At 53.4% G+C, this 13,400-nt stretch carries 15 protein-coding genes; 3 read left to right on the top strand and 12 right to left on the bottom strand.

Translation table 11 applies throughout. The features are described from left to right. Positions 1-34: 34 nt before the first annotated feature. The 8 genes from tatC to G523_RS0112230 all read right to left on the bottom strand — a co-directional run bounded on the left by tatC (position 35) and on the right by G523_RS0112230 (position 6,212). Positions 35-865 carry a twin-arginine translocase subunit TatC gene (gene tatC, locus G523_RS0112265; RefSeq protein WP_022695361.1) on the bottom strand — a complete coding sequence of 277 codons (831 nt, stop codon included), beginning with the start codon at positions 863-865 and terminating at the stop codon, positions 35-37. After that, complete coding sequence (tatB, locus tag G523_RS0112260) at positions 849-1,166, bottom strand: Sec-independent protein translocase protein TatB (protein WP_022695360.1); 318 nt, start codon at positions 1,164-1,166, stop codon at positions 849-851. Before tatB ends, tatC begins: the two co-directional genes overlap by 17 nt. A gap of 17 nt (positions 1,167-1,183) precedes the next feature. Continuing rightward, positions 1,184-1,381 carry a twin-arginine translocase TatA/TatE family subunit gene (tatA, locus tag G523_RS0112255; protein WP_022695359.1) on the bottom strand — a complete coding sequence of 66 codons (198 nt, stop codon included), beginning with the start codon at positions 1,379-1,381 and terminating at the stop codon, positions 1,184-1,186. 68 nt (positions 1,382-1,449) lie between these two features. Continuing rightward, positions 1,450-2,226 (bottom strand): SMC-Scp complex subunit ScpB, encoded by a 777-nt coding sequence (scpB, locus tag G523_RS0112250; RefSeq protein ID WP_022695358.1) that lies wholly within the window; start codon positions 2,224-2,226, stop codon positions 1,450-1,452. Further along, positions 2,219-3,058, bottom strand: coding sequence for a segregation and condensation protein A (locus tag G523_RS0112245; RefSeq protein WP_022695357.1), 840 nt, complete (start codon positions 3,056-3,058; stop codon positions 2,219-2,221). Before G523_RS0112245 ends, scpB begins: the two co-directional genes overlap by 8 nt. Then, entirely contained in the window at positions 3,058-4,092 is a 1,035-nt protein-coding gene (gene nagZ / locus G523_RS0112240; RefSeq protein ID WP_022695356.1) for a beta-N-acetylhexosaminidase, read from the bottom strand. Before nagZ ends, G523_RS0112245 begins: the two co-directional genes overlap by 1 nt. A gap of 3 nt (positions 4,093-4,095) precedes the next feature. Continuing rightward, positions 4,096-4,959 (bottom strand): SPOR domain-containing protein, encoded by an 864-nt coding sequence (locus tag G523_RS0112235; RefSeq protein WP_022695355.1) that lies wholly within the window; start codon positions 4,957-4,959, stop codon positions 4,096-4,098. A 65-nt stretch (positions 4,960-5,024) separates the two neighbouring features. Beyond that, positions 5,025-6,212: a deoxyguanosinetriphosphate triphosphohydrolase gene (locus tag G523_RS0112230; RefSeq protein WP_022695354.1), complete on the bottom strand. Its 1,188-nt coding sequence runs from the start codon at positions 6,210-6,212 to the stop codon at positions 5,025-5,027. Between the two features lie 63 nt (positions 6,213-6,275). On the opposite strand from G523_RS0112230, the gene erpA reads away from it, so the two are divergent. The 3 genes from erpA to xth all read left to right on the top strand — a co-directional run bounded on the left by erpA (position 6,276) and on the right by xth (position 8,136). Then, the gene (gene erpA, locus G523_RS0112225) at positions 6,276-6,605 is read left to right on the top strand and encodes an iron-sulfur cluster insertion protein ErpA (protein WP_033233254.1); all 330 of its coding nucleotides are present in this window, start codon (positions 6,276-6,278) and stop codon (positions 6,603-6,605) included. A gap of 79 nt (positions 6,606-6,684) precedes the next feature. Continuing rightward, entirely contained in the window at positions 6,685-7,353 is a 669-nt protein-coding gene (locus G523_RS0112220) for a nitroreductase (RefSeq protein WP_022695352.1), read from the top strand. 3 nt (positions 7,354-7,356) lie between these two features. After that, positions 7,357-8,136 carry an exodeoxyribonuclease III gene (xth, locus tag G523_RS0112215; RefSeq protein ID WP_022695351.1) on the top strand — a complete coding sequence of 260 codons (780 nt, stop codon included), beginning with the start codon at positions 7,357-7,359 and terminating at the stop codon, positions 8,134-8,136. Here the strand turns inward: xth and G523_RS0112210 are convergent. The 4 genes from G523_RS0112210 to G523_RS0112195 all read right to left on the bottom strand — a co-directional run bounded on the left by G523_RS0112210 (position 8,133) and on the right by G523_RS0112195 (position 13,307). Further along, positions 8,133-8,528: a hypothetical protein gene (locus G523_RS0112210; protein WP_155802702.1), complete on the bottom strand. Its 396-nt coding sequence runs from the start codon at positions 8,526-8,528 to the stop codon at positions 8,133-8,135. The two genes, xth and G523_RS0112210, sit on opposite strands and share 4 nt — an antisense overlap. Positions 8,529-8,620: 92 nt before the next feature. After that, positions 8,621-9,607, bottom strand: a complete 987-nt coding sequence (locus G523_RS19190; protein ID WP_022695349.1) for a DUF3137 domain-containing protein — start codon at positions 9,605-9,607, stop codon at positions 8,621-8,623. Between the two features lie 42 nt (positions 9,608-9,649). Continuing rightward, positions 9,650-12,673 (bottom strand): valine--tRNA ligase, encoded by a 3,024-nt coding sequence (locus G523_RS0112200; RefSeq protein ID WP_022695348.1) that lies wholly within the window; start codon positions 12,671-12,673, stop codon positions 9,650-9,652. A gap of 73 nt (positions 12,674-12,746) precedes the next feature. Beyond that, positions 12,747-13,307: a PopZ family protein gene (locus tag G523_RS0112195; RefSeq protein ID WP_022695347.1), complete on the bottom strand. Its 561-nt coding sequence runs from the start codon at positions 13,305-13,307 to the stop codon at positions 12,747-12,749. Positions 13,308-13,400: the final 93 nt, after the last annotated feature.

Below are 13,400 nucleotides of genomic sequence, written 5' to 3'. Positions count from 1 at the left end.
TGGGAGATTGCTTAACGCCATGCGCTGCTCAGGTCTACTGGGCTGCGTTACGTTCTTCCTCTTCACGATCACGCGCACGCTCAATCAGAACCACACACCAAATTGAAATTTCATACAGTATGGCAACAGGCACCGCCAGCATTACCTGAGAGATGATGTCGGGCGGTGTAAAAAAGGCCGCGAAAGCGAGGATACCAACGACCGCGTATTTGCGTCCGCTCTTGAGCGTATCTGATGACACGAGATCGGCTTTGCCCAAAAGGCTCACAATGACAGGAAGCTGGAATGACAGGCCGAAAGCGAGCATCAGCGCCATTACGAGGGACAAATACTCCGAAACGCGAATCTGGGACTCAATGGCGGCAATACCCTCGCCTCCCATCTGCTGAAAACTAAGAGCAAAACGCGAGACGAGCGGCAGCATTATGAAATAAACAAATAGTGCGCCAATCGTGAACAGCAGTGGCGCCGCCACGAGAAACGGGAGAAACGCACCCCGTTCATTCTTGTACAAGCCCGGAGCGACGAAGGCATAGAGCTGCCAAGCGATGAATGGGAACGCCAGGAATAAACCGGAGAATAGTGACAATTTCAGTTGCGCGAAAAACACCTCCAAAGGACCGGTATAGATCAGACGGAAGTCGGCATCGCCGCGTTCAAACTGGGCTTCACGTACGAGCGGAGACAATAGAAAGTTATAGATGGGCTCTGCAAAGACAAAGCAGAGGATGCCAGCACCCGCCAGCGCAACCATCGCCCAGATAAGACGCGTGCGAAGTTCTTTAAGATGTTCAAGAAGCGGTGCGCTGGAATTTTCGACTTCGTCGTCAGCTTGAGCGGCGCTCTTATCAGGCTTGTCGTTCACCAGAAGTCTCACTGCTCATGACGGAGGAATTGATATCCCGCTCAGCATCTTGCAGGTCGGTCACCGCCTGCTCCAACTGATTATTTTTCTTAAGCGCTTCGATTTCCTGACGCAGCTCGTCGAGCTCCGCCTGACGCGCGATATCATCAAAGGCGCCGCGGAACTCGTTCGCCATACGCTTCGCTTGTCCGACCCATTGACCAATGCGCCGCATCATAAGCGGCAAGTCTTTGGGACCGACAACAATCAAGGCGATAATGCCGATAAGCAGAAATTCAGATAAACCGAACTGTGGAAGCATTGCAGATCAAAGCGCGCTTACGCTTTGTCTTTTTCCGGGGTTACGTTGATCGCATCCGGTGATGCGGTCTCGTCATCGTCATCTTTGAGGCCGGAACGAAAGCTCTTAATGCCTTTCGCCATATCACCCATGATTGCAGAAATTTTTCCGCGACCGCCGAACAGCAGCAGAGCTACTGCAGCAACAATCAAAAGCTGCATCCAACTTGGGGCCATAGTAATTCTCCCTTACTCCTGTTTAAAATAGACAGGAAGTGCCGTTAGGACAATGCACGTCAATGGACCTAATTGTCATCGTCTGCAAGAAAATCGGTGTGGAATTCTGCGTTTTCTTCATCATCGACAGAAATCGCGTCACCATCATCCAGATTATCTTCATCTGTCGGACGTGGCATTTCAAACCCAACAGGCAGCGCACTATCCAGCAAACCAGCAGCCTGAAACTCTGACTTACCTGGCAGCGTATCAAGGTTTTCGAGCCCGAAATGCTCTAGAAACGCGTCAGTAGTTCCGTAAGTCACAGGACGTCCTGGGGTACGACGTCGGCCACGAAGGCGAACCCATCCACATTCGAGCAGAATATCTAGCGTACCTTTGGAGACGGCGACGCCACGCACATCTTCAATCTCGGCGCGGGTAACTGGCTGGCAATATGCAATGATAGCGAGCGTTTCGAGCGCTGCCGATGAAAGCTTACGATCTTCGTCGCGATACTCCGTGAAGAGAAAACTCAGATCACGCGCAGTCTGGAACCGCCATTTTCCACCGACTTCAACCAGGTTCACACCGCGCTTTGTGTAAGCTTCCTGAAGAGTCATCAGAATTTCAGACGCATCAACGCCCGAAGGCATGGATGCCGCAACCTCATCCGCGGTTAAAGGCTCACCAGCAGCAAACAGAACGGCTTCTGCGCGACGCAATGCCTCTGCCTCGGTTTCCAGATACGGTGTGGACCGGACTTCAGTTTCTACAGCTTTGCGCTCCTGCCCCTTATAGGCGAAGCTCATCTGCTTTACGGCAGAGCGGATATCCTCAAGGCGCTCAGCTTCTGACTTAGGCATTCTCAGCCTCCGCATCAGCATCTTCCATGTACCGCACCATCACCGGCTCGCTGTAAGAATCCTGCCTCAAATCGATCCGTTTTGCCTTTGTGAGATCTAGCGACGCCGCAAAGAGACTGGCGAGACGGGACTTACTCGGCGCGTGATCTTCTTCAGATCGCCCGCCCGAATCCGCGACTTCATTCAGGCTTGCCCAGCGGTCACCCATGGTCGGCAATACCCGCACGATGGTTTTGCGCGCTTCTTCGAGCGGCAGAACATATTGCTTAACCACCTCGTGCGGTTTCTCGCGGGATTGCCGCGTCTGAATCTTTGCAAACGCCGCCATCAAATCAATCAGACGCGTATTGTATTGCGCCCGTTTAACAACAACAGGACGCTCCGGCAGGCCGCGAGGAAAAACATCGCGATTGAGGATATCGCCATTCATGAGCGCCTCACCTGCCTCACGCATAGCTTCCAGTCGCTGCAGACGGAACGCCAGACGTGATGCGAGATCGTCAGCACTCACTTCGTTTTCAGCTTGCTTTTCCGGTTTCGGCAAAAGCAAACGTGATTTCAGGAAGGCGAGCCAGGAGGCCATCAGCAGATAATCGGCAGCAAGGTCGATACGCTTCTCTCGGGCGTCGGTTACAAAAGCGAGATATTGTTCGGCAAGTTCGAGAACCGAGACCTTACGCAGGTCCACTTTCTGTTTACGGGCGAGGCCAAGCAACAGATGGAGCGGCCCTTCAAAACCATCAACATCGACCAGAAAGGCATCTGCCTGATCGAAATCGAAGTCCGAGGAATCCAGCGATCCGCTTCCCGTCACTAGTCCGTCTGCCGCCATCAGCTCACCGTTTCTGTCTCCGTCATCAGAGCGTCGAATCGCTCTTTCAGCGCGAGCACATCTACATCTTTCTGTTTAGTGCTATCTGATTCTGCCCTCTTAGCGCGAGAGAGAGCTTTATTTTGAAGTTCAGGTGCCGCATGTGCGACTTCCGTCATCTCTGCCAGAATCACCTGCGGGTCTTTTTCAAAACCTGAACAGTGCAGAACGACATCACATCCAGCGTTTACAGCGCGTTGCGCGCGTTCGCTCAAAGGTCCGCCGAGGGCTTTCATGCCGAGATCATCGCTCATAAGCAGACCGTCAAAGCCGATACGGCCGCGAATGACGTCTGAAATAATTGTGGATGAAGTTGTCGCTGGATCGTTTGCATCAAACGCCGTGTAAAGAATGTGCGCAGTCATCGCCATTGGCGCATCATTCACCGCCTCGAACGCAGCAAAGTCTTTGGCCAACTCATTTGCACCCTCGGAGACCACCGGCAGTTCTTCATGGCTGTCGGCTTTCGAACGACCGTGACCCGGTATGTGTTTAATCACACCAGCAACACCGGCATCACGGAGACCTTGCAGAGCCGCAGCTCCGAGCTGTCCAACCTGAACCGGCTCGAGACCGAAGGCACGATCACCAATAATGTCGTGAGCGCCTGGCACAGGAATATCTACACACGGCGAACAGTCCGCGTGAATTCCAAGGGTGGAAAGCTCAACCCCCATGAGCGTATGTCCGATACGCGTCGCTTCCAGCCCTTTTTGCGCGTCTTGTTGGTAGATCGCACCATAGCGCGCAGCTGGAGGAAAAACTGGCCATTCAGGTGCTTTAAGGCGTGCAACGCGTCCGCCTTCCTGATCAATAAAGATCAGGCAAGCTCGCCCCAGCGAAGCCCAGATATCATCAACCAGTTTCTTGACCTGAGTTTTGCTGACACAGCTACGGCCCATCAAAATGATCGCCCATGGCTGAGTATCGCTCAGAAGAGCCTTCTCTTCATTGGAAAGGACAGGGCCGGAGACGCTGAGGATACACGCTTTCATCGATTATCTCGTAATCACAATACAGGACTGGTTGCGCGTCTGAAGCGCATTGCAGAATTGGTCAGCATCATCGCGCGTCGCGAAAGCCGCAACACGAAGTCGATAGAAAATACCACGTGACCCGAGGTCTGCGCGCTGAATGTCCATAACAGCGCCCGCAAACAGATCAGAATGCGCCTCGCGTAGCTGTGCCCACGCAGTCTCTGCGTCAGAACGATCTCGAAGCGCCATGACCTGAACCAGATAATTGCCGTTAGCATCGAACACCGAATTAGAGCTATCTGGCACGTCATTCGTCACCGGTGGCAGTGGACGTGGCGGCGCAACAGTTGGCGTTGGGGTAGCTGTTGGTGTCGGAGTTGGCGTTGGCTCAGGAGACGCAGCCCGAGGTTCTTCTCTGACCGGCGCGGAAGTAGGTGTAGACTGCGTAGCGGTTCCCGGCGGAGTCGTTGAACCTGTTCGCGCCGCACCCGGACGAAGCTCACGTGGCTCTCCATCCTGTGGCGATCCAGACACTTCGGTTACTTCAGCGTTCGACGAACGATCATTGTTATCAATCGAGTCGAACAGGCGCATATTGGCTTCAGATACGCCATCATCGCCTTCCTCTTCCATACGGGTTTTGTAAGGGTCATCATCGGCGGCGAAGATCGGCGCATCATTTGGATTTGCACGAATACCCTGACGATACGCATTCCAGACCACAGCACCGAAGACAAGAACGACGCCAGCCGCCAGAATCACGATCAGCGGCCCCTTGCCGCCACCATCATCCTCACGGGCATCAAACCCTTTATACTCGTCCCCAAAAGCGGAATATGTCGACCGCTCTCGAGGCCCAGTTTCGGCTTCGTAATCATCAGCCATAACGCGAATCCTTCTACTCGCATTAAGAATATTATAAGTTTTGTTAACGGTGCGCTAACGATAACTCAGATCATCGCATCCAGATTGAAGAGTCTTCTGTGCTCATCAATGGCGTAATTATCTGTCATGCCCGCAATGTAATCACAGACCACACGGGCACGTGCATCCTTCGTCATCTGTTGAGCTGTCTCATTCCAAGGTGGCGGCAATGTGTCAGGCTCTGAAAGAAATAGCCCGAAAAGCTCTTTCAGAATGCGTTTAGCCTGACTGCGCTTCCTGTTCACCTTATAGTGCCGGTACATGCGCTCCATCAGGAAGCGACGAAGTTCCTTCTGCTCGGCGTCGAGTTTCTCAGAAAAGGCGACGAGCGGCTCATTGAGGTTTCGCACATCTTCGACCGATTTCGGATTGAGCCGCTTTGCGCGCCGGCTTGTCTCGGCAGTGAGATCCTCAATCCAGACACCAATCAAACGGCGTACAGCTTCCGAGATCACACGCTGGCGATCAAGCAGCGGATAGTCCTTCTGAACCTGATGGAAGATCCGCCCGACGAGCGGAACATCTTTGATATCCTCGATCGTGAACAATCCGGCTGAAAGCCCATCGTCGATATCGTGATTGTTGTAAGCAATATCATCTGAAAGCGCAGCGACCTGAGCCTCAGGGCCGGCATAGGTATCCAGATCAAGCTGCTCAAGATGCTCGAAATCCAGAAAGGCTTGCGGAAGATCCTGCATACGTTTGCCGTTCTTAAGAACTGGCCCGTTGTGCTTTATCAACCCTTCGAGGGTTTCAAACGTCAGATTCAAACCATCAAAGGTCGGATAACGCTGCTCGAGACGCGTCACGACACGTAATGTTTGGGCATTGTGATCAAAGCCGCCAAACGCTTCCATGCATTCGTCGAGTTGATCTTCACCAGCATGCCCAAATGGCGGATGGCCCAGATCGTGCGCAAGCGCGAGCGCTTCGGCGAGGTCCTCATCCAGCCCGAGCGTGCGCGCCACAGAGCGGGCAATCTGAGCAACTTCCAGAGAGTGGGTCAGCCGCGTGCGAAAATGATCGCCCTCATGCGCCACGAAGACTTGCGTCTTCATCTTAAGTCGTCGAAATGCGCTCGCGTGAATGATCCTGTCACGATCACGCTGAAAAGGCGTTCTGGTGCGCGATTCAGGCTCAATCTGAAACCGGCCTCGACTTCTGGCAGGGTCACTCGCATAATCTACACGCGGTGAAATCAGAGATCCTGTCATGGTTTGCCTTTTCGTTACGGAAATCGTGATTATCTGTATATCGCCGGACAAAAGGACAAAATGATGGACACTCCCGTCACTCTCTCTTCCAGCGCTGCCAAGCGCATTAACGCGATTCTTTCAGAAAACGGCGACGCCGATTTCCTTCGGGTATCCGTTGAAGGTGGTGGTTGCTCCGGCTTCTCGTACAAATTCGATTTCGGCCGGACAATTGAGACCGAAGATCTCGTGATCGAACGCGATGGTGCGAAAGTCGCAATCGATTCTGTCAGCCTCCCATTTCTTGAAGGTTCCGAGATCGATTTTGTGGACGAGCTGATCGGCGCAAGCTTTAAAATCCATAATCCGAACGCCACAGCCAATTGCGGCTGCGGAACGAGCTTCTCCATCTAGATAGGTGACGTGACGACACCGTTGTCAAGCTGCATTCCACGCGGAACACTAGCTCTCAGATAATTATGGGAGCGAATAAATGACTGTTGCTGAAGCACTCGACAAACGCCTTTCAGTTCGCGGCTTTCTCGACAAGCCCGTCTCGCGGGAGACGCTGGAAACACTTCTAACAGCTGCACAACGTGCACCGTCAGGCGGAAACCTCCAGCCATGGCGCGTCATTGCGCTCACCGGAAAGTCAAAAGACGACCTTATTCGCGTAGCTCAGGAAAAGCTGTCTAAAAGCCCGATGGGCGAACCGACGGATCGCCCGATCTATCCCGAAGACCTTGGGGAACCTCATCGCTCACGACGCTTTCAGGTCGGCGAAGACCTGTATGGCGCTCTTGGTATCCCCCGCGAAGACAAAGCCGCTCGCCTCGGCTGGTTCGCGAACAATTTCCGGTTCTTCGGAGCGCCAGTCGCTTTGATGATCGTAATTGACGAATGTATGGGCCACGGACAATGGGCGCATACGGGTATGTTCATGCAATCTATCGCGCTGCTGGCGACAGAAATGGGCCTCGGCACGTGTATGCAGGAGTGCTGGGGCATTCTACGCCCTACCCTCAAAGAACATTTGGGGCTTGGCGAGACTGAAATGCTTTATTGCGGCATGGCGCTTGGCTATCCTGACTGGGATAACCCTGCGAATCAGATGCGCTCAGCCCGAGCCGCACTCAGTGAGTTCGCCGAATTCCGGGACTGACCAATGAAAATTGCGACATGGAACGTCAATTCCATCAAAGCGCGCCTGCCAACCGTTATTCAGGTTCTGAAAGACATCGACTGTGACGTCGTCTGTCTGCAGGAGATAAAATGCGAGACTGATGCATTTCCGTATATGGAAATCGAGGAGCTTGGTTATCAGATCGAGGCGCACGGCCAGAAGAGCTATAATGGCGTTGCAATTCTCTCCCGCACGCAAATCGAAGATGTGCAGCGCGGTCTTCCGGGCAATGAAGACGACGATCAGGCCCGCTACATTGAGGTTCTGACCGGCGGCGACAACCCGATGCGTGTGGCGTCCATCTATCTTCCGAACGGAAACCCATTTCCCGGCGAGAAATTTAATTACAAACTCCGCTGGATGGAGCACCTGAGAAACCGCGCGAAGGAGCTTCTGAGCTATGAAGAAGCTGTCGTACTTGCGGGGGACTATAACGTCATTCCTTTAGACGAAGATTGCTGGGATCCGAATGTGTGGAAGGATGATGCTCTGGCGCAACCTGAGTCGCGAGCAGAATTTCAGAAGATCCAATGGCTGGGCTATACAGAAGCCTTCGCCACGCTTGAAGGCAAAAGCCACGCCTACACGTTCTGGGATTACCAACGCGGCGCCTGGCAGAAGGATCATGGCATCCGCATCGATCACCTTCTGATCAGCCCGGAAGCCTCTGACCGTATTGAGAAAATTGAAATCTACAAAACAGCACGCGGTCTGGAAAAACCATCAGACCACGTGCCTGTTGTGGGTACGTTTCGCGACTAGTTCGTCAAATAGGTCGCGCAGTTGGATTGGAATATGGTTCTTGCTGAAGTGAATTCTGCAGCTTGAGCTGCAAGGCTGGCGTTCTTCGCCTCCACTTCACCGCGCAAAGCGTCGAATTCAGCTTCAAGGCGCGTTGCTTCAGCTGCGTGATCAGATGACAGGCTGGAAACCTCCTGTGCCGCAACATACTCATCACCAGCGATTTCTGCCTGTTCACCAAGTGCAACAAGCTCTGCTTGAGCAGCCTGAAGCGCCTGAACCGTCTCAGCAAGTTCCCTCTGCTCCACGCGGCACTCGCGTGCACTCATGGCAAACGCCGATTGAGCAAGAGCCATAGACGCCAGAGACATGGCTGTGATTTTCAGAACTGAACGCATAAATCTACCTTTCATTCTCGAACGCCAAACTGGCACATCCAAAATGACCAGAGGCTGAATAAGCGCTTCAACTTCCGTTAGACAGAGGAAATCGACCGATTTTGTGACTATTTCTTGCCGAGGACATCAACGAGATGAAAAACAGTCGCAATGTCTGCCAAAAGGTCACCAACACGCTCAGGGTCGTCGATCCGGCTGAACATGCCGCCGCCCTCGAAAAGATCACCGCCTTCTATTGCCGCGTAGATTCTGTTCCCGTCAAAGGTCGCTCGAAATTTTCCGCCTTTGAACTGCCGCTCCAGATCGAGGAAAGTTTCCATCACATCAGGCGTCAAAAGATAACGGGATTCCACCTGATCTGTGGTGTAGACCTCAAACGCTTTTTCAAAGACGGGATCTTCAAGTTTCGCGCGCGAGAACCTATTCCCAATAGCGCCGAGCGCATTGAACCAGCCTGAATCACGAGACACACGGGTCGTACCGTGAAAAGTTTTCGGCGCCTCGATTACCCAGCATTGGCCACGAAACACGGTGACCCATGTTGTCTGCGTCCTGCCGTTGGAGGTACGGGTCGTTCTCTTTTCTTCGAGATGCGCCTCAAAAAATTCAAATCGAACTCCATTGCGCTCACCAACAAACTCATCGCTGACCTCTTTACGGTCCCAGCCGGGCACGACTTTGAGTTCACGCGACTGCATAAGTAGCTCTTCAGCTTTAAGCGAAGCACCGGAATTGTAAGATAGCCCAAGACGCTCTGCGATCGGTGTGATCAGAAATTCTTTCGTCTGTTTGGCAATCTCATTGACCTTCGGATAGCCCCAACCGGCCACGATAAAGCCGATGATGATGCCTATAATGCCGACGGCTCCGACCTTGACGACACCGTAGCCAATCACTGCAGCGATTGCCGCAATAGCTATACCGATCACGCTGTTCTTTTTAGCGCTATCCAGAGCATTCTTCCGCTCCGCTTCACGCGCCTCCAGAACAGGTCGCAGATCGCTTTCATAAACATCGGCAAAATACGCGAAGTCTTTAGGCAGTTCTGCCAGTCGCGCTCTCAACGCATCCTGCTGTGCGTCCGAATTCGTCATGTCTACGTCCCCAATAGATGTCTGACGATACGGCCTGAAGGATCAGGCCATATCTTTAAAGCTTTTCAGTGCACCGGAAAGCTTGTCTTTCTTCTCGACATACTCTGCGAGACGGGACTTTTGTTCGTCAATCACCTCAACAGGGGCTTTTGAGATGAAGTTCTCATTCCCGAGCTTCTTCTCAATCTTGGTGATCTCGCCGTCGATTTTGGCAAGCTCTTTTGTAAGACGCGCCTTCTCAGCCTCGATATCCAGAGCATCACTTACAACGAGCGCTGCGCGTGTACCGCTGTGGACGAACTGAACTGCGCCGTCAGGCACTTCTGCTGCAAACGCGATATTTTCGAGACGCGCAAGACGTTCAATCAATGGCGCATAAGATCGCGCACGCTGAACAATTTCTTGTCTGGCATCAACAAGTGCCAGCTTCAGCTTTGCACCTGCCGGAACATTGAGATCGCCGCGGAGAGCACGGATTTCAGTGATAAAACCGATGACCCAATCGACTTCTTCGGAAGCTGATTCATCCTCAAACGACGCGTCTAGAGCAGGCCAGCTTTGCAGCATGAGGAAGCCAGGACGACCCGGGCCGAATTCAGCAAGCTGGTCCCACAGTTCTTCGGTTACAAACGGCATGAACGGGTGCAGCATTTTCAACGTTTCATCGAGCACCCACGCGGCCGTCTGGCGGGTCTCGGATTTCGCCTGCTCGTTTTCACCATTCAGAAGCGGTTTGATCAGCTCGACATACCAGTCGCAGAACGTGTTCCAGATGAACCGGTAGCACGCCATAGACGCATCATTGAAGCGATAGCCTTCGAGACTTGCCGTTACCGACTGAACTGCCTGAGACAGCTCGCTGACAATCCAGCGGTTGATTGGCTGGGTCAGCGCTTTCGGCTCGAATTCCTCAGGCTTCCAGAGCGTGCATTCGTTCATCTGGCAGAAACGCGCGGCGTTCCAGAGCTTCGTGCCAAAGTTCCGATACCCGACGATACGGTCAATTGAGAGGCGGATATCGCGCCCTTGCGCCGCTTGAGATGCCAGCGTGAAACGAAGCGCATCCGTTCCGCAGGCCGGAAGACCTTCCGGGAACTGGCGACGTGTCTTCTGCTCGATCTGGTTAAGCTTACCCTTATCATCCGTGCGCGCATCGCGCAGACGTTTGTCTACAAGAACCTGCAAGTCGCAACCATCGATAATATCGATCGGGTCGAGCACGTTACCCTCGGACTTCGACATCTTCTTACCAGTCTCATCGAGGACGAGCGCATGGATATAAACGTCTTTGAAAGGGACCTCATCCATGAATTTGAGGCCAAACATCATCATGCGGGCTACCCAGAAGAAGATGATATCAAAGCCGGTGATCAACACGGCGCCAGGATAGAATTCAGACACTTCTGGTGTCTTATCAGGCCAGCCGAGCGTGGAGAACGGCCAGAGCGCCGAAGAGAACCAGGTGTCGAGAACGTCTTCATCCTGCGTCAGCGTAACGTCGGCACCATGCTTGGCGCGAGCCGCTGCATAAGCAGCCTCTTCATTTTCCGCGACGACAATCTCACCATCAGCTGTATACCAAGCCGGTATCCGGTGCCCCCACCACAGCTGGCGGGAAATACACCATGGCTCAATGTTATCCAGCCATTGGAAGTATGTCTTTGACCAGTTCTCAGGAACAAAGTCAGTCTTACCATCGCGCACAGCTTTAATAGCTGGCTGCGCGAGCGTTTTGGCATCAACATACCATTGATCGGTAAGCATTGGCTCGATCACGACGCCTGACCGGTCGCCAAATGGCTGCATGATCTTCTTGTTCTCAACGAGAGGCTTTTGGCCACCCTCGCCGTCATCGATCATCACAGCGAGACCTTCGGCGGTAATCGCCTCAACGACCCGCTTTCGGCAGTCATAACGATCAAGACCACGATATTCCTCAGGAACCAGATTGATCTCAGAAACATCGCCAGCTGCGTCTTTGCCCGCCGGAGAATGGAACCGAGAATCGCCTTCCTCGAACATCTTGATCCAGATATCTGAACGTTCCTGAGCTTTCGCAGCAGATTCCGCGTAGGGCAAGCCGTCTTTTCGCATAGCCGCGACTTCGTCGAGCAGCGCATACAAAGGAATGCCATTACGTTTCGCGACGCCATAGTCATTGAAGTCATGCGCGCCGGTAATCTTCACCGCGCCAGACCCAAATTCCGGATCAGGGTACTCATCCGTGATGATCGGAATGAGACGGCGATGCTCTTTCGGTCCGACAGGAATTTCGCAGAGTTTGCCAACAATCGATGCATAGCGCTCATCGCTCGGGTGCACAGCAACCGCGCCGTCGCCCAGCATGGTTTCAGGACGTGTTGTAGCGATGGAAATATAGTCGCGCTCTTCTTCGAGGATGACGTTTCCGTCTTCGTCCTTCTCGACATATGTGTACGTCGCACCACCTGCGAGCGGGTATTTGAAGTGCCACATATGGCCGTCGACTTCTTTGTTCTCGACCTCAAGGTCAGAAATCGCCGTCTGGAATTGCGGGTCCCAGTTTACGAGGCGCTTATCGCGATAAATCAGGCCGTCATTGTAGAGATCGAGAAAAGTCTTCAGGACAGCCTTGGAAAGCCCTTCGTCCATGGTGAAGCGCTCGCGTGACCAGTCACAAGACGATCCAAGACGCTTATCCTGCTCAAGGATTTTACCGCCGGATTCTTCTTTCCATTCCCAGACTTTTTCGATGAAGGCTTCACGGCCCATTGAGCGGCGGTCCTGATTGCCTTCAGCAGCCAGCTTGCGCTCGACAACCATCTGAGTCGCGATGCCCGCATGGTCTGTACCGGGCTGCCAGAGAACCTTCTTTCCGCGCATGCGCTCGAACCGGATGAGAACATCCTGCAGCGTGTGGTTCAGCGCATGCCCCATATGCAGAACGCCCGTGACGTTCGGCGGCGGGATCACGATACAGTATGGCTGAGCACTGCTGTCCATGTCCGGCGCGAAGGCATTGGCCTCCTCCCACCGTTTATAGATTCGTTGTTCAGACTCGGTCGGGTTGAAATGTTGGTCGATCATATGGTCCACATAAAGAAAAGCGCGCCAGTCTCCTAGCGCGCCCGTTCTGATAAATCGAGATGCAGAGACGAGTTTAACGCGCCATTCGGCTGATGCGCTTCACTTCTTCTTCCACTTTTGCTTCGACGATCCCCGGAAGGTTCTCGTTCAGCCATTCTTTCAGCATAGGGCGAAGCAGTTCGCGCACGATAGATTCGAGCGTCGCACCATTGCCGATTGCCATGCTGCCCATAAGCTGACCGAGCGCGCCCGCAGCTTTGCCCGCGACTTCGTCTTCCAGAAGCGCGTCACCATCATCCGCTGGCGGCGCAGTGAAGCGCGGCGCCGGAGCAGGTTCTGGCATTGGCTCAGGTTCTTCCACGGCAACGATATCGTCGTCTTCGAAATCCGGCTCCGGTTCTTCCATAACCGGTTCTTCAAACTCGATCTCAGGTTCCGGCTCCGGCTCTGGTTCCTCGGCCATCATTGGCTCCGGTTCCATCTCCGCTTCCATATCCAGTTCGAGAACGTCGTCGCCAGCAGACTCTTCGACAGCAGATTCCTGCTCAGGTTCATCATCCTCAGAGATGATTTTCCGGATCGACGCGAGAATCTCTTCCATCGTCGGTTCGTTTTGGGCTTCGTCCGCTGCCATTTTCCTTGTCCCAATCAATCGGGTTAAAAACTCACAAGAACACGGAATATAATTAAAGAATACCCCTGCGTCAGCACACAAATATTTTCTGCT

The organism is Ponticaulis koreensis DSM 19734 (assembly GCF_000420665.1).
GTDB lineage: Bacteria > Pseudomonadota > Alphaproteobacteria > Caulobacterales > Hyphomonadaceae > Ponticaulis > Ponticaulis koreensis.
Note: the sequence above shows the minus strand (reverse complement) of the source record. Positions and strands in the feature narration are given on the sequence as shown.